General features: G+C 59.4%; 21 protein-coding genes and 2 pseudogenes. 12 read left to right on the forward strand and 11 right to left on the reverse strand.

Going from position 1 to position 24,225, the window contains the following annotated elements; translation table 11 throughout:
• Nucleotides 1-788: 788 nt before the first annotated feature.
• The 3 genes from QHC67_RS16500 (at nucleotide 789) to QHC67_RS16510 (ending at nucleotide 4,358) form a co-directional block, all read left to right on the forward strand.
• Nucleotides 789-2,756, forward strand: a complete 1,968-nt coding sequence (locus tag QHC67_RS16500) for a S9 family peptidase (RefSeq protein WP_319295911.1) — start codon at nucleotides 789-791, stop codon at nucleotides 2,754-2,756.
• Between the two features lie 283 nt (nucleotides 2,757-3,039).
• On the forward strand, nucleotides 3,040-3,870 hold the full coding sequence (locus tag QHC67_RS16505; protein ID WP_319295913.1) for a 23S rRNA (adenine(2030)-N(6))-methyltransferase RlmJ: 831 nt from the start codon (nucleotides 3,040-3,042) through the stop codon (nucleotides 3,868-3,870).
• Nucleotides 3,871-4,037: 167 nt separating this feature from the next.
• Nucleotides 4,038-4,358 (forward strand): hypothetical protein, encoded by a 321-nt coding sequence (locus QHC67_RS16510; protein WP_319295914.1) that lies wholly within the window; start codon nucleotides 4,038-4,040, stop codon nucleotides 4,356-4,358.
• 155 nt (nucleotides 4,359-4,513) lie between these two features.
• On the opposite strand, the gene QHC67_RS16515 is transcribed toward QHC67_RS16510, so the two are convergent.
• Nucleotides 4,514-4,699, reverse strand: coding sequence for a hypothetical protein (locus tag QHC67_RS16515; RefSeq protein ID WP_319295916.1), 186 nt, complete (start codon nucleotides 4,697-4,699; stop codon nucleotides 4,514-4,516).
• A 329-nt stretch (nucleotides 4,700-5,028) separates the two neighbouring features.
• On the opposite strand from QHC67_RS16515, the gene QHC67_RS16520 reads away from it, so the two are divergent.
• Nucleotides 5,029-5,283, forward strand: coding sequence for a hypothetical protein (locus QHC67_RS16520; protein ID WP_319295917.1), 255 nt, complete (start codon nucleotides 5,029-5,031; stop codon nucleotides 5,281-5,283).
• Between the two features lie 35 nt (nucleotides 5,284-5,318).
• On the opposite strand, the gene QHC67_RS16525 is transcribed toward QHC67_RS16520, so the two are convergent.
• From QHC67_RS16525 to QHC67_RS16540, 4 genes are read right to left on the reverse strand one after another with little or no spacing between them, the layout of a single operon-like run.
• Nucleotides 5,319-6,827 (reverse strand): CRTAC1 family protein, encoded by a 1,509-nt coding sequence (locus QHC67_RS16525; protein WP_319295919.1) that lies wholly within the window; start codon nucleotides 6,825-6,827, stop codon nucleotides 5,319-5,321.
• A 44-nt stretch (nucleotides 6,828-6,871) separates the two neighbouring features.
• Nucleotides 6,872-8,119 (reverse strand): dipeptidase, encoded by a 1,248-nt coding sequence (locus QHC67_RS16530; RefSeq protein WP_319295922.1) that lies wholly within the window; start codon nucleotides 8,117-8,119, stop codon nucleotides 6,872-6,874.
• Nucleotides 8,120-8,142: 23 nt separating this feature from the next.
• Nucleotides 8,143-10,266 carry an acylase gene (locus tag QHC67_RS16535; protein ID WP_319295923.1) on the reverse strand — a complete coding sequence of 708 codons (2,124 nt, stop codon included), beginning with the start codon at nucleotides 10,264-10,266 and terminating at the stop codon, nucleotides 8,143-8,145.
• A 52-nt stretch (nucleotides 10,267-10,318) separates the two neighbouring features.
• Nucleotides 10,319-13,129 (reverse strand): TonB-dependent receptor, encoded by a 2,811-nt coding sequence (locus tag QHC67_RS16540; RefSeq protein WP_319295925.1) that lies wholly within the window; start codon nucleotides 13,127-13,129, stop codon nucleotides 10,319-10,321.
• A gap of 217 nt (nucleotides 13,130-13,346) precedes the next feature.
• Here QHC67_RS16540 and QHC67_RS16545 point away from each other — a divergent pair, with 217 nt between their 5' ends.
• From QHC67_RS16545 to QHC67_RS16565, 5 genes and pseudogenes are all read left to right on the forward strand, one after another.
• Nucleotides 13,347-13,922 carry an RNA polymerase sigma factor gene (locus tag QHC67_RS16545; protein WP_319295926.1) on the forward strand — a complete coding sequence of 192 codons (576 nt, stop codon included), beginning with the start codon at nucleotides 13,347-13,349 and terminating at the stop codon, nucleotides 13,920-13,922.
• Entirely contained in the window at nucleotides 13,873-14,856 is a 984-nt protein-coding gene (locus QHC67_RS16550) for a FecR family protein (protein ID WP_319295928.1), read from the forward strand. The genes QHC67_RS16545 and QHC67_RS16550 overlap by 50 nt, the downstream gene beginning before the upstream one ends.
• 32 nt (nucleotides 14,857-14,888) lie before the next feature.
• On the forward strand, nucleotides 14,889-16,190 hold the full coding sequence (locus QHC67_RS16555) for an MFS transporter (protein ID WP_319295930.1): 1,302 nt from the start codon (nucleotides 14,889-14,891) through the stop codon (nucleotides 16,188-16,190).
• 187 nt (nucleotides 16,191-16,377) lie between these two features.
• Nucleotides 16,378-16,476 (forward strand): annotated as a pseudogene (locus tag QHC67_RS16560) (ATP-binding protein); the annotation flags it as partial.
• Nucleotides 16,477-16,575: 99 nt separating this feature from the next.
• Nucleotides 16,576-16,755, forward strand: coding sequence for a hypothetical protein (locus QHC67_RS16565; RefSeq protein ID WP_319295931.1), 180 nt, complete (start codon nucleotides 16,576-16,578; stop codon nucleotides 16,753-16,755).
• Between the two features lie 17 nt (nucleotides 16,756-16,772).
• On the opposite strand, the gene mprF is transcribed toward QHC67_RS16565, so the two are convergent.
• Both mprF and QHC67_RS16575 read right to left on the reverse strand, forming a co-directional pair.
• Nucleotides 16,773-19,316 carry a bifunctional lysylphosphatidylglycerol flippase/synthetase MprF gene (gene mprF / locus QHC67_RS16570; RefSeq protein WP_319295933.1) on the reverse strand — a complete coding sequence of 848 codons (2,544 nt, stop codon included), beginning with the start codon at nucleotides 19,314-19,316 and terminating at the stop codon, nucleotides 16,773-16,775.
• Nucleotides 19,317-19,571: 255 nt separating this feature from the next.
• Nucleotides 19,572-20,303 (reverse strand): AcvB/VirJ family lysyl-phosphatidylglycerol hydrolase, encoded by a 732-nt coding sequence (locus tag QHC67_RS16575; RefSeq protein ID WP_319295935.1) that lies wholly within the window; start codon nucleotides 20,301-20,303, stop codon nucleotides 19,572-19,574.
• A 146-nt stretch (nucleotides 20,304-20,449) separates the two neighbouring features.
• Between QHC67_RS16575 and QHC67_RS19240 the strand changes: the two genes are divergently transcribed.
• The 3 genes from QHC67_RS19240 to QHC67_RS16590 are packed head-to-tail and all read left to right on the forward strand — an operon-like array spanning nucleotide 20,450 to nucleotide 22,782.
• A complete protein-coding gene (locus tag QHC67_RS19240; RefSeq protein ID WP_413818558.1) occupies nucleotides 20,450-20,806 on the forward strand; it encodes a PDZ domain-containing protein in 357 nt (118 codons plus the stop codon).
• A 15-nt stretch (nucleotides 20,807-20,821) separates the two neighbouring features.
• Nucleotides 20,822-21,502, forward strand: coding sequence for a response regulator transcription factor (locus tag QHC67_RS16585; RefSeq protein WP_319295939.1), 681 nt, complete (start codon nucleotides 20,822-20,824; stop codon nucleotides 21,500-21,502).
• Nucleotides 21,499-22,782 (forward strand): HAMP domain-containing sensor histidine kinase, encoded by a 1,284-nt coding sequence (locus QHC67_RS16590; protein WP_319295940.1) that lies wholly within the window; start codon nucleotides 21,499-21,501, stop codon nucleotides 22,780-22,782. Before QHC67_RS16585 ends, QHC67_RS16590 begins: the two co-directional genes overlap by 4 nt.
• Nucleotides 22,783-22,786: 4 nt before the next feature.
• On the opposite strand, the pseudogene QHC67_RS19245 reads toward QHC67_RS16590, so the two are convergent.
• The 4 genes and pseudogenes from QHC67_RS19245 to QHC67_RS16605 form a co-directional block, all read right to left on the reverse strand.
• Nucleotides 22,787-22,918 (reverse strand): annotated as a pseudogene (locus QHC67_RS19245) (glutathione-dependent formaldehyde dehydrogenase); the annotation flags it as partial.
• A gap of 32 nt (nucleotides 22,919-22,950) precedes the next feature.
• Nucleotides 22,951-23,298 carry an alcohol dehydrogenase catalytic domain-containing protein gene (locus QHC67_RS16595; protein ID WP_319295942.1) on the reverse strand — a complete coding sequence of 116 codons (348 nt, stop codon included), beginning with the start codon at nucleotides 23,296-23,298 and terminating at the stop codon, nucleotides 22,951-22,953.
• The gene (locus QHC67_RS16600; RefSeq protein ID WP_319295944.1) at nucleotides 23,295-23,717 is read right to left on the reverse strand and encodes a hypothetical protein; all 423 of its coding nucleotides are present in this window, start codon (nucleotides 23,715-23,717) and stop codon (nucleotides 23,295-23,297) included. The genes QHC67_RS16595 and QHC67_RS16600 overlap by 4 nt, the downstream gene beginning before the upstream one ends.
• Before the next feature lie 55 nt (nucleotides 23,718-23,772).
• Nucleotides 23,773-24,039 carry a hypothetical protein gene (locus tag QHC67_RS16605; protein WP_319295946.1) on the reverse strand — a complete coding sequence of 89 codons (267 nt, stop codon included), beginning with the start codon at nucleotides 24,037-24,039 and terminating at the stop codon, nucleotides 23,773-23,775.
• Nucleotides 24,040-24,225 lie beyond the last annotated feature (186 nt).

Below are 24,225 nucleotides of genomic sequence, written 5' to 3' on the forward strand. Positions count from 1 at the left end.
CGCATCCTCACCTCCCGTCAGCCGCAATGAATCAAATCACGCAGCCATTGGCTAGGGGTTTTTGGAGGTCCCCAGTTTTTTAGGGGTTACCGCGATGCTAACCAGTGTGTCCAACAACTCGAGGCAGCCATTGCAACGACTCGAAGGCATTTCTGCAGTACGGTCCAATCGCTAGTTACTGGTGATGGTGCCATGCTATGATGCAACGAATTCATGCTGAGAAGTCGGCCCTGATCTACTTGGGCAGGAAGGAGACGCAGGTACTACTCACCCGCCGCCAGGCAAAATCCACCCTTGTCGGTCGTTCAGCCATCGTTTTTTCGTTCCCAAGTTCGGCCCGTCTGCTTTTCTGGAAGCTATAACTGGCCGATTTCCGTCTGTCCGGTTATCGGCAGGTAGATAGTGATAGCGGCCGGTCCACTTTTGCGAAGACGAATGCTTGCACGCCATGAAAGCTATCAGTCGGCTGCCGACCAATCTTCGCTACTCCGCCATATCATCCGTATCCCTGAAACCGGCCACTGATCTAGATCACCGATCAAAGGCTGAATGACCAAATCTGGTGGAGGACGGTCACGCAGCTTCTCGCATGGTCGGGCGGCGAGCCCCCATTGCTGCAGGCATGATCGCGCAGTGAGTGCGTTATTTGGGCAGTACCAAGTCAATTAATCTAAAATGTGGGTCTCCACCGCGACACCGTCCTTGTTCTTCAAAGATGCACGGAGCCATGGACAGCGCGCCATCCAGCCATATAAGCTCTGGAATGGAGATGCTCCAAAGGGGGAAGTGTGGGGGTAGTGATTTCAAGGCAGCTCATTTGCTGCGTTTTCGTCGCAGTGGCGAGCATATGGCTCGCGGGAACAGCCAAGGCGGCGCCCTCAATCGCCTTGTATGGAAATCTTCCCGGCTTCGAAATGGCTGCCCTTTCTCCGGTGGGGGATCGGGTGGCGATCGTCGGCGTCGTGGACGAAGCAAGGCGCCTCATTGTTACCGACAAAAACAACAAGGTTTTGTTGGCTGTTCCTGTCGGCAATTCAAAAGTTCGCAGCATCACCTGGGCTGGCGAGAATAAAGTACTCCTGCGGATCAGCCGCACCGTACCGCTGGGCATAGGCTTTACGACAGCCAAGGCTGAATTGTCCGCTATGCTCGTTGTCCCAATAAACGGCGGCAAGCCATGGTCCATCTTTGAACGATATTCGACGGTCACTGGAGGGATTCGTGGCTTCTACGGTGTTCTAGAGCGCCAAGGGCGCTGGCTGGGATACTTCGGCGGCATAACGTTAGCCGGCGATGGGAAGACTGAGCCGTACCTAGGCAGCACCAATCCTGAACTCTACGAAGTAGATCTCGAGAATGGCAAATCTCGCCGCATTGCTCGGCGTGCTCACGGCGACGACATGTTCCGGACCTGGCTTCTCGGCTCGGCTGGGGAGGTGGCGGCAACGCTCGATTTCTCTTCTAAAGCGGGAAATTGGCAGATCAAGAATAGTGATGCGAAGGTCATCACGTCGGGGGTCAGCCCCCGGGGCGACATTGCGTTGATCAGCCTAGGCCATACACTTGGGACAGTCATATACAGCCAGCAAAATGAGGAGACCGGCGTAATCCAATGGTTCGAGTTGCCGCTGAAGGGAGGTGTACCCACCGAAATCCTGGAGGAAGAGGGTATCAGCGCGACATTTATCGAAGCTCGCGAGCGCCGTCTGATGGGCTACTTGCGTGAGGGTGACGCGCCCCTGGCCCACTTCTATGATCCCCGGCACGACAAGATCATGGCGGCAACGCGGAAGGCCTTTCCGGGCGTAAATGTCAGGCTGATTGGCTGGAACGATGCCTTCGACCGACTTCTCGTAAAAACTGATGGAATTGGAGACCCGGAGACATGGTGGCTTGTCGATATCAGATCCGGCAAGGCAGATATGCTAGGAGTCTCCTATCCGATGGCAGCGGCCCAAGTTGGACCGATGAAGATGTTTCGCTACAAGGCCACCGACGGGCTGGATATCTCTGGCGTACTGACTCTGCCGCCCGGCCGAGAACCGAAAAATCTTCCCGTTGTAGTTTTACCCCATGGCGGCCCAGCTAGTCGCGACTACCCGCAATTCGATTGGTGGGCGCAGGCCCTTGCCGCCCGGGGGTATGCTGTTTTCCAGCCCAATTTTCGAGGCTCCACCGGTTACGGAACGGCCTTCGAACAAGCTGGCCACGGCCAATGGGGTCGCAAAATGCAGACGGACATTTCCGATGGCCTGGGCGAGTTGGGTCGGCAGGGCATTGTAGATACCACCCGCGCCTGTATCATGGGAGCCAGTTATGGCGGTTATGCCGCTCTTACGGGGGTGACGCTACAAAAAGGCCTGTATCGATGCGCGGTCTCCGTCGCGGGCATCAGCGATGTTCAGCAGATGTATCTATCGGAAGTGCGAGGTAGCGGAAACGACCAAACGCTTGTCAGGTCGCTCAAACAAGAGGTCGGCTCGGGACGAGATTTAAAAGCAATCTCTCCAATTCGTTTTGCCGAGCGGGCGGATGCTCCTATCCTGCTCATCCACGGTAAGGATGATACCGTCGTCCTGTACGAACAGAGCAGTGCCATGGAACGAGCGCTGCGGCGCGCCGGCAAAGCGGTGGAGCTTTTGACACTGCCAGGGGAAGATCATTGGCTCTCCAACGGAGTCACGCGCCTTTCCATGCTAGCGGCTGCGACTGCCTTCATCGAGCGCCATAATCCGCCTGATAAGCCTGTTCGGTGATGTAGGCTCCGCCAGAGGCTTCAGTCTGATCGGGCTTCCGCTTTATGGAAGCCGCGAAGTCGCACCGAAAGAATTTAATTGGGCGATCGTTGCTAAAAGATTTTTTACCGCAGAGCGTCAGCTATCGCCCGTTCATTTCCGCCCGACGTTCTGCGATCGGCAGATTGATTGCATTGCCTAGTGCTCGACCTTCGCGCCCGGCAAAACCGCCGCGGACATAGCTTCGCTTTGCAGAAGGTCCAGCCGCTCGTGTAAAGGCCGATCGTCAATATTCTGGGTAACGATGAATTATCGCCATTCCTTCCATGCTGGCAATAGCGCCGATGTCGTGAAGCACAGCCTCTTGATCGCCTTAGTGCGGGCCTTGCAGCACAAGCAGGGCGCGCTGACTCTGATCGACACCCATGCCGGCTGCGGACTGTACGACCTTGGCGGCGACGAAGCCCAACGCACCGGCGAAGCCACGCGAGGCGTGCTGCGGGCCTTTGCCGACCCGAACCCGCTCCTGAACGATTACCGCGCCACTGTACAGGCGGTGAATGTGGGTGGCGAACCACAGCTTTACCCCGGCTCGCCGCGCATTCTAGCGCAGCTTTTGCGCCCGCAGGATTTCCTGATCCTCAACGAGAAGCACCCGGAAGACGCTTACGCCCTGCGCGGCGTGATGCGGGGCACGAGCGCGGCGGTGCATGAACGCGACGCCTACGAACTTTGGCTGGCTATGTTGCCGCCCCGCACCGCGCGCGGCGTGATGGTGGTCGACCCGCCCTACGAGCAGTCGGACGAACGCGCGCGCATCACTGCCACGCTTGCCGCCGCTCACCGCAAGTGGGCGCATGGCGTGACGGTGATCTGGTTTCCGCTGAAAGATCGCGCCACACATTGGCATTGGAAAGAGCAGTTGCGCAAGCTCGGCATCCCGAAATTGCTGCGGGTGGAGCATTGGCTATACGATAGGGAGCAGCCCGGCATCTATAACGGCGCGGGCCTCTATATCGTGAATCCGCCGTACGCTTTCACGCAGACCCTGCCGCCGCTGCTGGAAGCTTTGCGCGCGGCGTTAGCGCCCGAAGGGCATAATGGCCAAATGATATCGGATTGGTTGCGCGATTAGGATTGAGCCTCATCCAACCATTCCTTCACCCAAAGCGGGAGTCGCCGCGCTTCAGGTCACAACCACATCGGGTCATTCCGATCGTTCGGAATGGCGACTGAAGGCGCTGAGAAAAGCCTGTGATACGATGGGTGGGAGTCCCGCTGCTGACCTGCTAAGGGTCCGACATGTTTCAAGCACCCGGCCGCAGCGGCACTGTAGAGATCGACGGTTTCAAATATGATTGGGAACTTCTGAGCGAGCCTCAATTGTCCTCTTCCGATGGCTGGAAGGGAATGACCGTCTCTCTGCGTCAGAAAGACATGCCCCGCGAAGCCGTGCTGGAATTTCCGGCGCCCAAGCGCCTGATGAGAGGATTGCCGAAAGGGCGTTTGCACATCAACGATGCGATTGCTTCGCGAGGGGTTCGGGCAGCATTATCGGCAGGATGGGATACCGCGTCGCGGGGCAAACCCACGATTTTCATGGTTGATGCCAATGGTGACTAAGCGGTGTAAATCATGCATCCCGCCGTGGCAGCTATAAAAGGAGTCGGGCGGCATCGTGCCGTCCGTCCGCTCATGCAACCGGGAAGCGGTCGGTCCGATCCTGAGGAACAAAGTTTGACCGTTAAAGGTCGTGAATGGGTTGATTCTACGATAAGTTATGCCTCAGCGAGCGCTTCCATTACCGCATCGATGTCGCCCTTCACGACGATGTAATTTCCCTTCTCGAAATTCACCGCGCTGGCTTGATTTCCGCCTCTATATCGCCGGACGAAACTTACACGATCCGCATTGATGGCGACCAGAGCGCCATCGGGCATTTCGAACTTGACGTAGCCGTTCATGGCAACCTACGCCTGAGAGGCGGTAGCATCAGGAGCAACGCCCTTTTTCTCTTTGTGCTTCGCAAGTAGCCTGTCCAGTTCCGCTATACGGAGGCGCTGTGGCGTGCCTTTGGCAAGACCTTTCAGTCTGCACTCTGCCCAAAGGCTCCGGCGCTCTGACTCCAATGTTTTGCGGTATAGATCAGCCATGCGTTCTCCAAGTCACGATAGATGTTTAGCGTCGGTTCAATGGACTACCTTAGCAGACCATCCGCTGGTGCGGCCATGGTCGGGCTTCGACTTTTCTGTAGAAAAGCCTATGGCCGCTATCGCGAAGAAAAGGAGAAACAATGGCAGCATCAATCTCGATGGATGAGCAACGTGAGCACTTTGCTTATTGCGTTCAACTGTTTGGGGGCACCACCGCCTTCTCGCGGCGCCTTGGCATCGACGAGCGGGCCGTACGCCGTTTTATCAATGGTGAGCGGCCTCTCGGTGCTGGACTTCTGGAAGACACCGCAAAGGCGCTACGCCTGCTTATTGCTGATGCGACCACGGCGGAAGCGCAAATTACCGGCACACTGACTGCTACCGACCCGTCCTAATCCTCTGCCATGGGCTTCTGGCACTCTGGCGATTCTCAAGGCTTTCCCTGGATGACCAGTACTTTGCCCGCATATTCAGATGGCTTGATGTTTCTAAGCCATTGCTCCTTACGGCCGGCTTTGGTCAGGAACGTAACTGCAACTGACACCTTCGCCGTTGATCTCAGCCCGAAATGCAGTGGGGTAACGCTTTGTGCTCCATAGCCACCGCCAGTAGACACTTGTCGCGTCGCCAGAATCTGCTTGCGGCTATCATAGAGCCGGACCTCGGCGCCTGGTACGGGATGCCCACTCGCGTCCATGACCATGACATGCAGGCTGCGCTTGGCCTGTGCCGCCGGCATGCTGTTCTTGAACAGGAAATGCCCGCCCACAGCGCTGTAGCCATGCGTTACCGAAAGGTCGATCGCGCCGTCGCCGTCGTAGTCCACCCATTCCACGCCATGATCGCCGTCGTTGACGATGGGATGTTTGTCGATGACATTGACGAAGCGTTTGCCGCCCTCATTATGGAACAGCGCGTCAGCCGGGATCTGATTGGGCGTCTTGCCATGATAGGAGGTGATGTAGAGGTCGAGGAAGCCATCATTGTCGAAGTCGCCCCAAGACGCGCCGACCGCGTGATTCTCGACATCAAGACCCATTTCTGCGGCGACATTGATGAAGCCACCCTTGCCGTCGTTGCGCCACAGCACGTTCTTGCCATAATTGGGCACGAAGATGTCGAGGTGACCGTCATTGTCGGCGTCTCCGACGGCGCAGCCCACGCCACCTTCTTCCTTTGCTCGACCGGTCATGTCCATGCCCAGCTGTGGCGCGACGTCGGTGAAGGTGCCGCTATCATTGCGATAGAGCGAGTCCGTCTTGCCCGACTGATTGGCCAGAAACAGGTCCAGGTCGCCATCCTCATCATAGTCCAGCCAGCATGCGCCCACGGTCGACTTGAACACCGTAGGGGCGGTATCCGCCAGGATCTGGCTGAACTTCCCGCCATCGTTTTGAAACATGCGATTCTTGCCGATTCGGTCGGTCGCATAAAGATCGAGATCGCCGTCGGCGTCCACATCGATCCAGTTGTTCTGCCGCGACGCCCGACCCGGCACGGTCAGCCCCACTTGCTCGGCGACATTCTCGAACCGTTCTCCGACGTTGCGGAAAAGCGCGCTCGGCTTGTCGGGCAGGGACGAACCGGCAAAGAGGTCGAGCCGCCCGTCAACGTCATAGTCGCCCCAACTGATCGCCCGAAACTCGCCACCGGACATGGGAAGGCCCATCGCCTCGCCGACGCTCACGAAGCTACCACCATCATTGCGATAGAGGCGGATGGCGCCACTCTTCATCGTGACTGCGAAGTCGAGATCGCCGTCATTGTCGAAATCCGCCCAGGCGTTGGAAAGCGATCCCGCCTCGTCGAACAAGTCGCGTTGAACGCTTCTGAACGTCTGACGCTCCGGGTTGTCGGCCGCCACTCCCCCGGAGGGGGTAATCACACCTGACAGGAGCAGCATGGCCAAGCAGGCGCGTATCTTGCTGGAACTTTTCACGGCTGTTTCCTCGGGTTGTGTGGCGACGGGCGCCGCATCATAGTTCAGTTAGTGGTTGGGATTGACGGAATGGTGGCCGGATCGCCCGCTGCCTGCGCCTCACGCAGCACGCGCAGCGCATTGCCGCCCCAAAGTTTTGCGATATCGTCGGCCTTGTATCCGGCCTTTAGCAACGCGGCAGTCACCTTGGGGAAATCCGTGACGTCGCGAAATCCCTCAATGCCGCCGCCGCCGTCAAAGTCGCCACTGATGCCGACATGCTCGATGCCGACCAGTTTGATAGCATGTAAGACATGGCTCATCAGGTCGTCGAAATCGGCTTTTGGCACCGGCCATCTCCGATCAATCTCCTTGCGCTTCGCAACCAACGCGCGCCGCGCATCGCTTGTCATGCCGGTTCGTGAGGAAAAGCTTGCCATCAACTCTTTGAGCGCGGCCTCACGCTCCGGGATGGAGGGCGTGGCGATCATATAGCCGTTGAAGGCGTTGATCTGGATGACCCCACCCTTTGCCGCGATCAACTTCGCTTCCGCGTCGGGTATATTGCGCGGATGATCGAAGCTGGCGCGCATGCCTGAATGCGACAGGATGATTGGCGCTTTCGACAACTCGAGCGTCTGACGCACGACGGTATCGGACGCGTGGCTGAGATCTATCAGCACGCCCAGTCGGTTGGCCTCGGCTACAAAGGCTTTGCCCGCAGGCGAAAGGCCGTTCCATTCCGGCTTGTCAGTGGAACTGTCGGCCAGGTCGTTATTCTTCGTATGGACCGGACTCATCATCGTGACGCCCAGGCTGCGATAGGCAGACATCAACGAGATATAGCCCTCGAAAGGGTAGCCATTCTCCATACTCAGGAACACGAAGCGCTTGCCCTGCCGGACTGCGGTCTCAGCATCGTCGGCAGTCAACGCCAAGGCAAACGTATCACTGTGGCGGGCGATCATCTCACGTATCTGCACGCCCCGGCGGAAGGCGAAATCACGCGCTTCGCGATTGCCGTCCAAGGTACGTGGCCCGGACGCGGTAAAGATGGCGAAGAAGCCGCCATCCACTCCGCCATCGATCATGCGTGGCACATCGACCTGATCACCGTCGATATCCTCGACATGCCGATCCATGATGTTCCATCCCGGTCGGCCCAGATTGGCGGGCGTGTCGAAATGGGTGTCCAGCACGATCATGGCCTCATGCGCCCGGCCCGCGTCGATCGCTCCCGCTACGGGCAAACTGAATGAGCCCATCGCGACAGCCAGCGCAGTGGCCGACGCTTTCACCATGCTTATCTTCACTTGCCGATCCTTTTTCGAACGTCTCAATATCTGGTCGTGTCTTCGACATGGGCTTCCACATCCTTGCGATCGATCCACAAGGTGCGCAGCTTGCGCTCAGACAAATATGGGAGCTGATCGCCCTGATGCTTCGATCCCGGCTGGCTGGAACTGCCGTAGCTCATCAGGCCCTTAGCTTTCATCGGTGTGCCGAACTCGATCATGGCCACCCAGGTCTCGCCCGCCAGTGGCGTACGTTCGCCATTCTTCATCGGCCCCCAGGTGATCGTGCGGAAAATGCCGGTGTTGCCAAAACCGCCATTGCCCGGCATGCTGGTATCGCCGACGCGGAAACGCGACACCTCCCCATAAGGGCGATCGACCGCGCCATAGAGCTCCTTGGTCCTGGCAACAGCCTGCTTGAGCATCGCAAGTGCGGCGTTGGGGTCCTTCAGACCACGCGGGGTCTGAAGCGGATCATCCAGCGTCCACTTCACCGCGTAATTGCTCTGGTTGGCGAAATTGTTGGGCGCGAAGATTGCCGCCCAAGTCTCGAACAGCAAAGCAGCGCTGCTATTAGCCGTATACTGACGGTCCCATGCTATCAGAAGCTCGATCGCCTTTCGTACATCGGGATCGCTGTTGCCCTGCGCCGCCTGCACAAGCGCCGGTATCATCCTGTCTGCCATCAGTGATTGGGTTTCGTGCTTCTTCGCGATGAAGTCTTCGAACGAGAATTTGGGCCCTTCGCTCAGCAGTTTGACCGACATCTGCGCACGCTGGCTCACCGGGCCTACATTCGCGACGTAAGCCGGGAACGCCTGGGGATCGAGCGCGCGGGGCCAGGTGGAGAGCCATGGCGGATCATTGGCATTTTGCACGAAGCCCGACTTGGGATCGAGCACCTTGGGCAGGTCCTCATAACTGTGAACATCGGTCCACAGCGTCTTGGACGTATCGCCCGGCACCGGCTTGGACCAATATTTTACGTCACCTTCCGGGTGCTTTGGCAGGATGCCATTGTCCAGATAAAGGATATGCCCGGCGCGATCGGCATAAACGATGTTGAACATGGGCACCTGCATCTGGCGGAGCGCCTTTTCGAAGCCTTTCCAATCGTGCGCCTTGCCCATGTCCAGATATTGCTGGAGCACGCCAGGACGGTCTAAACCAGCGACTTTGACGGCGATCGTCTGCTTGCCTCCGGGAAGATCGAACACCGGCCCCTGCACGGCGTAACGCTGGGTGAAGGTCACGGCTTTGAGCGAACCGTCGGGCTGCTTGACCTTGTAGGTCTTCTGCTTTGTCTTGAACGGCATCTTCTTGCCGTCGAAGACATAGCCGCCATCCGCCAAGGTGAGGGAATAACTGGTGTAACCCAGCATCGTGTTGACCGTATTGGTGAAGCCAAGGTCGTTGTTGAAGCCAAAACGCATGACCGGCAGCCCGACCTGCGTTGCTCCGTATATACTCAAGCCAGGTGCGTTTATATGCGCTTCCATATAGGTTAGCGGACCTGGCGCCCATGGGAGGTGAGGGTTTGCAAGTAGCATCGCGTTGCCACTGGCCGAGCGCGAGGGCGCCACAGCCCAGGCGTTGGAACCACCTGCCTCGTTAGCTTCCGGGTCGGCCAGCACCTTCCGATCGGATGCGATATACTGGAAGTTCATGAGCTTGTGCGCATGAGTCATGATGTCGACGCCAGTCAGGGGCAGAACTTGGCGCACTTCAGGGTCCAGCTTGTCGATGTTCGCCGCCGCATAGGCGTTGATCCCGGCCGCGAACGCGTCAAGGTTCGCGCGCATCTGCGGCGCCTGCTGCTTGTACCAGGCGAGACCTCGCTGGGGCACGTCGTTGCCGATGAGCCACTGATCCTGGCTGGAGAATTTCTCCCCCCAATATTCGGCCGCTTTCGCGCGGGATTCTCCGTACATGCGCAGCAGGATATTGCCGTGATTATGCGCCTGAGCATAGCCAAATCCATAGAATGCCCCTGCTTCGGTTTTGCCGTAGACATGAGGCACGCCGAAGCTGTCCCATAAAATTTCGCCGCCGCCAAACCGGCCCTTGGCCACAGATTGGGCTTGAGCGCCGCTGGTTATGAGGGCTGAAGACCCCGCAACCAGGGGCGTCAGGGCTAGCGTCAGTCCTACCGCTACCGAACGCATGTGATATCCTTTTTGATTAAGGTAATTTTCAAGAAGCAAGCCCATGTCACACTCAGTAGTTAAGGGTGATCCGGCCATAATAATATCCGCCGGTGAAGCCATAAGGGATCGTCGTCGGATAGAAACCCGACCCGTTGGCCGTGCTAGCGATCCCATTCGCGTCGGGATAGACGTTGAACAGATTGTTGGCACCAACACTGACGCCCAGCGTATTGTTGACCTTCCACGTCAATTCCGCGTCGGTCATCCACTTTGCGCCGAAGAAACGATCGCGGGCGACTTCGTTCTGGAGCGAGGCGACCTTGCCGTACCGGATAACGCGCGTGTTTAATGAGAAGTCCCCGGCCGTGATGACATTGCCGATGTAGAACTTGGTCTTTGGCAGGTTTTCCGTCAGGTTCGCCTGCGATACACGATCGAACAAGCCGAAATTGATGGCATTCAGTTCCGAAGGATTGTCGATAATATCGGTGATTATGTTCTTGTTATAGTTGTAACCTATGTTCCAGTTTACTTTTGCAAAGCTGCCAATGTCGTGATTGTAGGTAGCAACCACGTCAATGCCGCGCGTCCGGGTATCGATGGCGTTGGTATAATATTGCGCACTGATATAAGGCGACAAGCCGTTGGCAACCAGGATCGCCGACACAGCATTACCGGTTAGGGTGCTGGTGATAGCGATCCTATCCTTAACCTTGATTTGGTAGGCATCGACCGAGAGCGTGAAATTGCGGAACGGTGTGAGCACAAAACCCGCGCTGAAGTTGGTCGATTTCTCCGGCGTCAGCGGCTCTGCGCCAAGCGCAATGGCCGCCGCCGAGGCAACGGGCAGCGTCTTGATCTGCAAGCGCACCTGTTCCGCACTGCCCGGCAGGATCCGGAACTGACCGGTAGTGGTCGCGTAGATCTGCTGGGCGAGGCCTGGAGCGCGGAACCCCGTACTGACTGCGCCACGAAGCGACAGCCAAGGCGTGACTGCATAACGGCCATTGAGCTTTGCAATGAGCGTGTCGCCCGAGGAATCATCGAAGTGCTCGAAGCGCACCGCGCCGCCGACCGTGATGTCGCGAGTGGGATCGTACGCCACATCGACATATCCCGCAATGTTGTTGCGCGCCAGCTTACCTGCATCTTCGTCCGTGAAACCGTTCGCTGCCTGGCCACCCGTTTCCGGCGTGACTCGCACGCCGTTGGCGTTGACGTAGGAATATGTGCCCAGTGCAGAGCTCGCCTCGTCGCCTTGCACCACCTCATAGGTTTCACGGCGATGCTGGAGGCCCGCCGACACCTGAAGGTTGCCGCTGCCGAGCTCATACGCCCTCGTCAGGTCAAGGCTGGTGTTCCATTCAGTCGAAATGAGCGAGCCGATGTAGAATTCGGTCGGGCTCGTGGGGCCGAGTGACGAGTTAATCGTGTTCGACGCCAATTGACGTGAGCGATTCTTGCCATAGCCGGAACTGAGATCCCAGTTCCAACCCGCTACCTCGCCCTTCGCCCCGACCAGGAACTCCAAGTCCTGCTCGCGGATGTTGCGACGTGGGCGGAAGCCGTTTGGATAGACTTCCGGTAGTGATTCTGGCGCTGAGGGACGACGAAAGGTGTAGTCCAGCGTTGAATCCCGCTGGCCGAACGTCCCGAATGAATATAGCTCTGTGGTGCCCAGATTATAGCTGGCGTTATAGCCCAGGTTGATCGCCTCGGCTGGAAAGTTGCCGTAATTCTTCGTCACCAGGCGGTCCGCAGTGTAGTCGCGCGGATCGATTTGACCGTTGATCGGCGTGTAGATGCAGTTGGCGCGAGCTGTGATCGAACAGTCGCCGATTTCGATCGCGCGGTTCGACACTGACTGCTTTTTGGCACTGACGAAGAAGTCAGCGAAGCCATCCTCCCCTAGCTTCGTGCCAATGCTGGCGTCGGCCACGAAGGTTTCTCCGTCGCTGCGGTCCATATTCTGTCCAGCAGTGAAGCTGGCCGAACCGCCGTGACTGTCGTCTTTCAGAATGATGTTTATAACGCCGGCGATCGCGTCAGACCCGTATTGGGCGGCAGCGCCATCGCGCAGCACCTCGATATGGTCGACGGCCGAAGTAGGGATCATGTCGAGGTCGACCGGAACCGAGCCATTGTAAAGCGAGGACACGGCATTGATCAGCGAGGTCTTGTGGCGGCGCTTGCCGTTCACAAGGATCAGAGTCTGGTCGGGGTTCAGGCCGCGCAGGCCGCCGGTCGAAATGACCGTCGAAGTGCCACCACCCGCGCGGGCCGGCACGTTGAACGAGGGGACCAGCGTGTTGAGCGCCGAGAGTAGACCGGGCTTGCCGGTCTTGGTCAGCTCAGTCGCCGAGATAACGTCTATAGGGGTCGGGCTGTCCGCCACCGTACGAGGCAAGCCACGCGATCCGGTGACAACAATGGCGGAACCAGCGTCAGAGTCTTCCTCGCCGCTGGCTTGGGGCAACGCCGCGACAGGTGTTGACGCTGCTTGAATGGCGAAAGGCAGCCCGGTGACACCAAGATTGGCAACCTGGACCGGGCGATTGTGGCTTGTTCGAGCGGGCAGCGCTAAAGCAATGACGCTGCTGTTCGACATCCTGACCTTCAATCCGCTGCCGAGGATCAAACGAGAAACTGCGGCATCCGGCGTCATCTTGCCGGTCACTGCCTGCGCCTGCAGTCCGGCCACCTGATCATAGGGAAACAGTACCTGAACGCCGGACTGCTTGGCGAACAAGGTCAAGGCAGTCTGCATCGATTGCGCCGGTATCCTGAACTTCACCGGTTCGGCTGCCGTCGCAGGCACGGCGCTTGCGACGACCACTGCCGCCGCAACACAACCTGCCATGCGTAGAGAATTCCGTGTCATCTGTACCCCCTGGAGATTTTTCAACTGACTCATTGGTGGATACGGAGCGCCCGCGCGTCTCTGCTACTGAGGCATGAAAATATCTCATTTTTCTGAGGCCATTCGGCATGCGATCGCCAGGCACCCGCTAAAAGTGTGATGCCGAAGCAATCCTGCAGGACGGGGAACGAGGGTGTTCAAGGGGTACTGTGTGGACACAGAATTAGTCCGAGCAAGATTGAACTGGTTCAAGGAAGCTATCCTTCCGCACGAAGGCGCTCTGCGGTCCCGCCTCCGCCGGATTGTTCCCCGTGGTGCCGATGTCGACGATATCGTCGCTGAATGCATGACGCGAGCCTATGCCAATGGCGACATTCAGCGCGGCCAGACCGGCAAGGCATTCCTGTATCAAATCGCCCGCAACCTGCTGATTGACGAGGCGCGAAGAGAAAAGATCGTTTCGCTGCAACTGGTCGCGGAACTCGACGTGCTTCAAGCCGACAACTCGACTGAAGAAGCATTGCATGCGCGCGACGAACTGCGACACCTCCAGGCGATCCTGGAGACCCTGCCACCGCAATGCCGCCGTGCATTCATCCTCCGCCGGGTGCATGGTAAATCTGTCAAGGAGATAGCAGAGGACATGGGCCTCTCCGTTTTCACTGTCGACAAGCATTTGACGAAAGCGGCGGTGAAGATAATGCAAGCTTTGTCGCAATTTGAGGGATCCGGATTTGGTTGGTCGCTACAAAAGCGTGGAGGAAATGCGGGCGATCGAAGCAGAAGCAGCACGTCTTTATCTTCAGGCACGTGACAGCGATGCAGACGGCGAGTGGCAGAAAGCCTATGCTTGGATAGCACGCGATCCGGCCCATGGCTTCGCATTTGCCAAGGCAGAAGCAGGATGGGAACTGGCAGAGCGGCTGAATGAACTGCCCGCTGGGCGGATCGACACTCCGGCTGACACCGCTATGCTGGGGGCGGACCAGAGCGAACACGCCATCCCTGAGGCGCTTGTCGGACGGCGTGCTCTACTTCGCATGGCGGCAGCGGCTGCTGTTGTGGGTGTAGCAGGAACTGTGACGCTGCGCCTTGTCAGGACGGTCGACCGGTACCGGACTGCACTGGGGGAGACGCGAACAGTGCGGCTGGCCGACGGTTCGCTGGTGCATCTTAACACTAACAGTTCCATTGAGGTCGCGCTGCAAGACAATCTCCGGTCGATCAGATTGCTGAAGGGGGAGGCACAGTTCGACGTCGCGCACGATAAGAGCCGACCTTTTATCGTCGAGGCCGACGGCACGCAGGTTCGTGCGTTGGGTACCATGTTCAACGTACGGCTGCGTCAGGACCTGACTGAACTGACTGTCATCGAAGGCGTTGTCGCCGTCAGGAATGGGGGCTCGCCAATTCGGAAGATCGGTGGCGGGAAGAGCGCGGCGGTGCGTAGCGGCAGCATTGCTGTCACACCGATCGAACCGGCTCAGGTCAAGCAGCGCACTGCCTGGCAGGAGGGCATGGTGCAGTTTGATGGCGACACGCTCGCCCAGGCGGTCGAGGAATTCAATCGGTACCGCGCCACCCCACTGGTAATCGGCGACCCGGCAATCGCCAGCCTGCGTGTCGGCGGGACGTTCCAAGTAAATCGGTCCAACGACTTCGTGGAGGCGCTGGAGAGCAGCTTCGGCGTAAGGGCGGTGGCGGGGTCGGACGATTCGGTCATATTGGTTGCTGCTGACGGAGACTAGCAGAACGGGCGAAGACGTCCGTTTTAGCTGGAATGGAACATGCCCACCCACTTCGCCCTGCACGGATATCTCGACAGGAAAGACTAAAATCGATTCTGGGCGGATCGGTCGGCAATCTTATCGAATGGTACGACTGGTATGTCTATTCGGCTTTCACCCTCTACTTTGCCCCCGTCTTCTTTCCGTCGGACGACAGCACCGCGCAATTGTTGAGCGCGGCGGCGATCTTTGCCGTGGGCTTCCTTATGCGCCCGATCGGTGCCTGGATCATGGGTATCTATGCAGATCGAAAAGGGCGCAAGGCGGGCCTTACCCTTTCCGTAATGCTTATGGGTGGCGGTTCGCTGATGATTGCGATGATCCCCGGCTATGCCACTATCGGAATTGCCGCGCCCGCGCTTCTTTTGGTCGCGCGCCTCTTGCAGGGGCTGTCAGTCGGCGGCGAATACGGCGCGAGCGCGACCTACTTGTCGGAAATGGCGCAACAGGATCAGCGGGGATTTTTCTCCAGCTTTCAATATGTAACGCTAATTGCGGGCCAACTCCTCGCATTGTGCGTCCTGTTGCTGCTTCAGATGGCGCTGACCGAACATCAGTTGGAAACCTGGGGCTGGCGCATTCCCTTCGTCATCGGCGGGCTAATGGCCATCGGCGTTTATCGCCTTCGTCGCGGTCTGCGCGAAACCGAAGCGTTCGAAGACAGCACGGCAGTCATCGAGCAGCCCCAATCGAGCGGCTGGAACCTTCTACGTTGCCATCCACGCGAGGTCTTGCTGGTGATGGCGCTAACCGCAGGCGGTACGCTCGCCTTCTACGCCTACAGCACTTACATGCAGAAGTTCCTGGTCAACAGCGCCGGCTTCGGACGCCAGACGGCGACGGCCATCATGGCGTCTGCCCTTTTCATCTATATGCTTCTGCAGCCTCTGGCAGGCTGGCTCTCCGACAAAATAGGACGCAGGCCCTTGCTCCTGGCCTTCGGCATTTCCGGAGTACTGTTCACGACGCTCATTTTCACGGCTCTAGAAAATGTGAGGTCCTCGTTCGGAGCCTTCCTGCTGGTGATGGCAGGTCTGGTGATCGTCACTGGCTACACTTCGATCAACGCCATCGTGAAAGCGGAGCTGTTCCCAGCCAATATTCGTGCGTTGGGCGTCGCGCTTCCTTATGCGCTTGCCAACACATTGTTTGGAGGAACCGCTGAATATGCAGCGCTATGGATGAAGAAGGCTGGCATGGAGAGCGGCTTTTACTGGTACGTCACAGGGATGATTGCCGTCTCCCTTGTCGTTTATCTGCGTATGCCAGACACCCGGGCCACCAGCCGAATTTAAACGAGGGAACCCTTGGCCCGACCCTCTTACCAGCCACGTCGGCGCGGCAGCATTTACCGGGACAGTTTAGAAACCGGATAAAGCCTAGGGCTTCGGCGTCTGTTAGTATCGCTTTTGAGTCAGCAGCGGAGATTGATGGGTGCTCAATGTACATCTATGTGGATCCACTGAAAGGTACGGGAACCCCCATCACTGCCACATCCTCGAGACCGGCAACGACAGCTTCCGGTTCAAGAACAGCTCGGCTCAGCAGCCCAAAATCCGGAAGGAGAAAACCCTATCTTGACGCACCCCTGACATCCGAAACATAATCGCAAGGTGGGTCACTTCTTAACGAAAACCCCGGGTCACTTCTCAGCAGCAATCAACAATCGGCTCTACGATCGTGATGCTATTTAAGCCGGGCACCATCGCCTTCAACAAAGACTGGAAGCCGGAGCGGCAAGTGCGCCTTGGCGAGCTGATGGGCGCGGATTTGGCGGTAGAGGCCCATGGCGAAAGTCCCTGTTGCGCCATCCTTATAGCGCGTGCTCCCGTACCGTCGTTTGTCTGGAGCATGACGTAAATGTCATTTTGCCGGGATCAGTTCGGAACCTTGGCGGAAATCAGCGCCTGCAGATCAATGAGCGCCCGCCCGAAGGATATTCCCTGCGGTCCCGCGACGAAGCATGGCGCCCATTCGGGTGAAAATTTGTCCTTGTACGCCCGCAGCCCCTCAAACCCGTAAAGCGATTCCCCATGGCGATAGAGCAGGGACCCCAGCTTCGACCAGAGCGGGGCCAGCCGCCGTGCTTCCAGCCCGGAAAGCGGCGCGACGCCCAGATTAAACCAGCGATAGTCATTGGCCTGCCCCCATTGCATCAAGCGCACGAAGAGAAAATCCATTGTGCCATAGGGCATGTCCTCTTCATGCCGCATCAGATCGACCGACAATTCGGTTTTGTCTTCGGCTGCCCAAATATTGGCGAAGGCGACAATGCGATCCCCTTGCCGCACCAACGCGCAGTCGAAGCGGGACATATAAGCATGGTCGAAGCGACCGACGCTGAACCCTTTTTCACGATGCCCCTTGGCCTGCAGCCAGCGTGTCGAGATGTCCGAGAGGGTGCCCAATATGACCGGGACGTCAGCCGCTGCGACCACTTCGAAGGTCGCACCGTCGCGCAGCGCGCGCCTTTCGGCGTAGCGCAGCGGCTTGGCTGCCGGGCCGTCGAGCGTGAAAGCGGTGAGATCGACGCGCGCTTCCTCGCCATATTTTACGATCTGGAGACCGAGTTCGACCGCGAACGGCAACGCCTCCGCGCTGATCTGATAAAGCAGGAGGCGTCCCTGCGCCGCATCCGCCTGTTCCCGCAAACGCCACAGGAGGTCGCTCCATTCGGGGCGGGCACCGACCGGATCGCCCATCACGATCCAGCTATGGCCGCGAATCTGATACATGATGAAGCATTGGCCCGTGGACGAAACCAGAAAACGCTTATCGCCGGTAAAGGCAAGTTGTGCGTTCGTGTGCTGGGCAAGGGCGATGGCCTGCGGGGTGGGCTGGGTCGATGTGCCGGTGGGATCGGGGGCGGGGGCCGCCGGACGGAAAAGTCGCGAATAGGCGACGGCGGCCATCATCACGGCGACGGCGAAGCTGGCACGCAGGAAGCGAGACGCATCGCCCCGCTCGGCAAAGCGCCACCACAGGTCCGCCTGATAATCGACATGCTTGTACGCGAAAAAGCCGATCCATATCGAAAGGCCAAGAGCCGCCGCCACGGTTGCCAGCCAATCCGGTGTCAAAGCTTCGCTCGTCAGGTGCGTTCGGCGATAGAAAGCCGGGCGGGTCCATTGCAGTAGCGCGGTGATCGCCAGCATCACGCTCGCTTCCTCAAAATCCAGCCCCTTGAGCAGTGAAAAACCTGCGCCCGCCAACAGCAGCATGCGGGTTAGCCAGAAGGCGCCATCGAGACGGCGGTACAAGCCTGCCGACAGCAGCAGCAACGCCGCACCGACAAGGCTCGCGGCCATGTGCGATGTTTCGACGAAAGGCAGAGGCAGAAAGCGATAAAGGGTGATCATGCGGCCTGGCACTGCGGGGAGCGATCCCGACACGAGCAGGACCGATCCGCCAAGGAACACCAGAGCGGCGATCATTGTGGGCGACAGGCCTGAGGTGACAATGTGCATGCCGCGCACGGTGCGCGCGAGGGGTGCATGCCACCGCCGCCCCTCATGAAACGCAACGAGGGCGATAGCTACGATGAGAGGCGCGATATAGTAGATCAGGCGGTAGGCGAGCAAAGCGGCAACCAGTTCGGGCCGGTTGGTCGATGGCAAAGCGGCCAGCATGACAGCTTCGAAAATGCCGATGCCGCCGGGCACGTGGGTAACGAGCACTGCGATGATCGCCAGTGTGTATCCCATGAAGAACGGCGGCCAAGTGCTGACATCGACTCCGGGGACCAGCACGAACAGGGCTGCGCTTGCTGCTGCCAGATCGACGGCGGCGACCCCGATCTGGGCAAGGGCGACAGGGGCGCCAGGTAAGGGCAGCGACAGCTTGCGAAAGCGGACATGCCGCCCACCCTTTCCCAGCCAGAGGACAAAGCCGACGATCAGGGCTAGCATAGCGAGCGCGACAACCTGTAGCGCCGATGGTGACATGCCGAAAACTGAAATGCTCTTTGGTGCGATTGCTAGCATGAGGGCGGCGAGGGTGAGGACGCCGCCCCAATATGTGCCGCTGGCAATGGTGACAACCCGTGCGACATCCCCGACCCCCAAGCCTGCGGCGCTATAGACGCGATAGCGCGCCGATCCGCCGGTCAGCAGCGAGAGGCCCAGATTGTGGCTGAGCGTATAACTGGTGAACGAAGCGAAGGCCGCCGTCCGGTAAGGCAAGGGACGTCTTATCGCGATGAGCGCCAGAACATCGTATAGCGTCAGCGCAAGGTAGCTGACGACCGCAAGCAGAATCGACAAAAGCAGTTGCCCGGGACTGAGCGCATACCAAGCCGCGCGCACATCGTGCAGATGGACCTCGTCGAGTAGATGGTCCAGCGCGAGAAAACCGAGTGCAGCAAGGGCAAGCACTCCCGCGACCGCCAATGGCGTTCGGAAGCGTTGTAACCAGAACTTCATTGCACTATCCCTGTTCAGGCTCCGAACCGGCGCAGACCTGGCTCTTGCACAGCCGGCCATGCAAGATACAGCCGGAAATCTTGGACGATTGGCGTCGAGTTGCGGGTACGTCTATATTCCTGGAGCAGTTCGGTTCCGATCGGCATATTGCCCCCGCGTCTTCGGCATTGGCGGTCGCAGTCGGACTGGTCCAACTGACCCCGCCACACGGTGAGGACGAAAGCGCGTCGAGGAATCATCTGCATGGGGGAGCCTCTAGGAATGCGATGTGGCATAATGACCCGCGCGCTGCATGGCGTCGTTGAGCTGGCGATAGACGGCGGTGGCATTGTAATGGAGCGGGTGGCCGCCGGGCAGGTCAACCACATGGGCATCGGATTGATGCAGAAGCGGGCAGAGGCTGGCGCTTTCTTCCCGCCCGTATACGCAGAGCACAGGAACCCAGTCGATCTGCTTTGCGGTGGGCAATGCCGGTTCTTCCTTCATGGTGAAGGTGAAAATCTCGCTGGGGGACGCGCGAAATTCGACGGTCGCGCCCGGAACGATCAGAGCCACCATGGCAATGTTGCGGCGAAGATCCGGCGCTAGCCTGGCGAGGGCGACGTGCAGCATATCGGCGCCGAAAGACTGGCCGATCAGTATCAGCTTCTTGGGGTGAAACGCGGCTTGGGCCTTCCCGATGGCGGCGTTTAACAAGGCTGTCGCCTCTGCGGGCGCGCGGGTCGTGCGGAAGTAAGTGAGCGAATTGACGCCGACGACGGGAATACCCGCTGCGGTCAATCGGGAAGCGATCTGCGGCGCCATCCCCACCCGGAAGCCCATGTCGCCCGAAAGGACGATGGCGGCGGCATCGCTTCGTGCCCTTGCGGGGCGGATCGTGGTGAATGGATCGATGCTGAGATAGCCCAGATAGCAAAAGCCGATGGACGCGGCGATGAGTAGACTTACTATCGCAACGCCGACACGGCGGATGCTCCGGCTTTTCATGTCTACCTCTTGCCGTTCGACTGACCGGCTTCTGCCAGAACATGCCAGTCTGCGCAGTGTCGCGAAGATGAAAGTTTCTTCATGTGGCCGTCAGCGGTGCGTGATTCGCATGCCTTTAGACCAGAGATATGATTCGTATGCCGCATATGGGCCGTGGGCTCGCTGCATTAGCGCTTTCCGCTAGCCCGCTGGCATTGTCCGGTCATGTCCATCCATTGCCCACACAGACCGCTGCGCCACCAGAGCCTGCCGGTCTCACCGTCGCCGATGGCCGACGAGACAGTGCGATCGTCACCAGCCTGCGCAGCGACGGTCCTGCCGAACACGGCGGTCTGGCGGTCGGCGACGAGGTGCAGGCTGTTGATGGCCATCGCGCGCGCGGAGCGGCGTCGGTGCGGCACGATTTGCGTCACGCGCAACACTGCAATGTAGCGATAGATTTGCGTCGCAGCGGTCGCCCCCTTGTGGCAACAGTAGGTCGATGCGGGCGAACGTCCCGGTAGAAGGAACGCGACGCCATGGGGCGGAAGATTTTGGTGGTCGGGGACGACCGCACTACAGCGGAATTCGTCCTGAAAGGTCTTGCCGAGCATGGCCATGTCGGCGACCATGCCCAGACGGGGCGCGACGGCCTCTTCCTCGCCACCGACGGCGGCTATGACGCTATCGTACTGGACCGGATGTTGCCCGGCATGGATGGCATGGGCGTGTTGCAGGCATTGCGCGCGGCGGGGATCGAAACGCCGGTGATCTTCTTGAGTGCGCTGGGATCGACCGATGACCGCGTGGCCGGACTTACCGCCGGGTCGGACGATTATCTGGTCAAGCCGTTCGCCTTTGCGGAACTGCTGGCACGGCTGGAACTGCTGATGCGACGGCGGGGCAGCGGTACGCCGGTCGAAACGGTCCTCACCGTGGGTACGCTGACCATGGACCTTTTGAAGCGTGACGTGAAACGGGACGACCGACCGCTCGATCTGCAGCCGCGCGAGTTTCGCTTGCTGGAATATCTGATGCGGCATGAAAGCCAAGTGGTAACGCGCACCATGTTGCTGGAAGGCGTGTGGGATTATCACTTCGATCCTGGAACGAACGTTATCGACGTGCATATCAGCCGGCTGCGCCGCAAGGTGGATGGTGAGGGCGATCCCACGCTGATCCATACCGTGCGGGGCGCGGGATACAGGCTGGGCGGGTGAGCGGTGCCTTAGTGACGCTGAGGGGACGCGCGACGCGGTGGCTTCGCTCTTCCCACTTGCGGTTTCTGGGTCTTATCCTGCTGCTCGAGTTGCTGTTCGGCGCGGCGGTGATGGTTTCGGTAACGCAGTTGATCCGCGCCGAGCTGGACGCTGCGGATAGCGCTTTGGCCGGGCAGTTGCATGGCGACCTGATAGCGGTGGCGCGGGAGCAGGGTGTCCAGGCGCTGGCCCGGATTATTGCTGCGCGGGTTGCCAACGACAGCGATGAGGTCATCCTGTTAAGTCATTCCGATGGCCGGCGGATCGCGGGGAATTTGCGCACATGGCCCCCCGTAGTCTTGCCGGTGTCGCGCTGGACGACGGTGGACCTGTATCGTACCGGCGACGATCAGCCCGGCAAGTTCGGGATATTGGCTGCGCGCCTGACCGGTGGGGAGCGACTACTAGCAGGACAACGTATCGACGAGAGCATGCAACTGCGCCAGACTGTGGAAAATGCGCTGACCACGGCGCTGTGGATGGCCCTGCCGCTGGCATTGGCAGGCGCATGGTTTGCTGTGCATATTATCGATCGCCGGGTAGGACGGATCGCGTTGACGGCGGGGCAGGTGCGCGCAGGCGACATTGCGCGCCGTGTGCCACTGGATGGATCGGGCGACAGTTTCGATCAATTGGGCGGCGCGATCAACGGAATGCTGGACCGCATCGGCGGGCTATTGGCCGAATTGCGGTTACTCACGGACAGTATGGCGCATGATCTGCGTTCGCCGCTGACGCGACTGCGCGCGCGGATCGACCGAGCGATTCTGACCGATGACCCGGAAGCGTTGCGTGGTGCCATCGAGGGGATAGGGCGCGAGGCGGACCAATTGTTGGCGATGCTGACGACTGCGCTGGAAATCAGTCGCGCGGAAGCGGGCATAGGGCGGGATCGCTTTTCGGACGTGGATCTTGCCGGAGCGCTCACCGATTTGGTTGAGCTTTACGAGCCTTTGGTAGAGGATGGCGGGCGCCAACTGGTGCTGGCCATCGGCGCGCGCCCGTTCGTGCAGGCGCATCGCGAATTGCTGGGTCAGGCGGTGTCTAACCTGATCGACAATGCGCTGAAATATGGAGCGGGGCGGCTGACGCTATCGCTGTCGCAGGACCACGAGGGGGTCGTAATCGGCTTGAGCGATGAAGGGCCTGGGATTCCGCCAGAGCGGGAAAGTGAAGCGACCCGAAGGTTCCTACAGCGTCGATGCACGCGTCGGGGCCACGCCCGCCCGTCAGTTCCTTGAGCGGCTCGACGACATTTACCTGCATATAGTCGAGAGTGGTGGCGCCGAACGCCGCCGCCTGTGCAAGCCGTTCGGGATAGCGATTAATAGCGATAACGCGTTCGGCGCCGAGAATCATTGCACCTTGTTGCGCCATCAGTCCGACGCTTCCACACCCCCAGACCGCAACTACGTCACCCCTCTGAATGTTGCAAAATTCGCTCCCATGAAACCCGTTGGGGCAGCGTCGGAGATAAACAATGCAGCCTCGTCCGACACGCCTTCGGGAACGACGAAGCAATCGGTGTCGGCGAACGGCACACGAACATATTGGGCGAGCGCGCCTGCATAACCGCCGAAAGCATGTGAGTAGGCGTAGATGCCTGCGGTCGGGTAGCCTAACAATGGCTCTTGCAACTCAGGCTTCGGGTGCGTGGTGTCGCAAAGCGAGTAGAGGTCATGCTGGCAATACCAGCACTGCCCGCAGGAGATGAAGGAGGGCACGACGACGCGGTCTCCGGCTTTGACCTTCGTCACCTCCCGCCCGACATCGACGATCTCGCCCTTGAATCATGCCCGAGGACATCGCCCGTCCGCATCGTGGGAATGAGGCCGTCGATCAGATGCAGTTCCGTGACTCGGTCGCCGGGCGCGGCACGGAAAGCCAGCACGCCTGTGTTCGGCACGTCTGCACCCTCGCGGGTGGACCAGCGAAGCTCGTTCGTGTCGGTCTCGTCAATCTCCGTGCGCCAGCGATATTCCCCTCCGGCCGGGCCGTGCGCGATCCACTCGGCGGTGCGGCCATCCAGTGTCGTCACCTCCGCGAAATGCGCCCAGATGCGCGATTGGGTATCCGGGCGTAGCCACAGGGTACGCAGCTCATGGGCTGGCCTGCCGATCGTGACGGAGGCTCGCGCGTCTGCATTCAACGATGTTTCGGTTTCGACGTCGTTCATGAAAATCTCCATTCTGGCTTCAGCAACAGGCTCCTTCCGAGCGGGTCCGGGGGTGCTATGAGCGACTATTCTGCCTTCCCCGGGTCTGAACCTCATCGGATGTCGGCGCTCTGTTCGGCGATCGGCGGCAATCGATCTCGTCCATTTCGAAGCCCAGTGTCGGCGCGACGCGGCGAACGAGCGGTTCCCACTGGCCACGTTGGTCGGCATAGCTCTTGCCATTCGGCTGCACGTCGATACCGGCGCGCCGCAACCTGTCCAAAGCGGCGGCGTAGATGGCTTCGTATCGCTGACCCGGGGCCGCAGCGTTTTGGTCACCCACTGTCGGAAAGTGCCGATCCAGGGTTTCGAGCAGCAGCAGGGCACATCGGCGCAGCGCTTCGAAGGGGGCCGAGCGAATCAGCGTCTTATGCTTCTGCCGATCCAGCGTGCTGACCGGCCCCCACTGAGTGGTCCGTGCTGATTGTTAGTGCATTATCGCCTCCGTTGCCATTGCCGCCTGGAGGTG

Origin of the sequence: Sphingobium sp., assembly GCF_033795625.1 — a bacterium.
GTDB lineage: Bacteria > Pseudomonadota > Alphaproteobacteria > Sphingomonadales > Sphingomonadaceae > Sphingobium.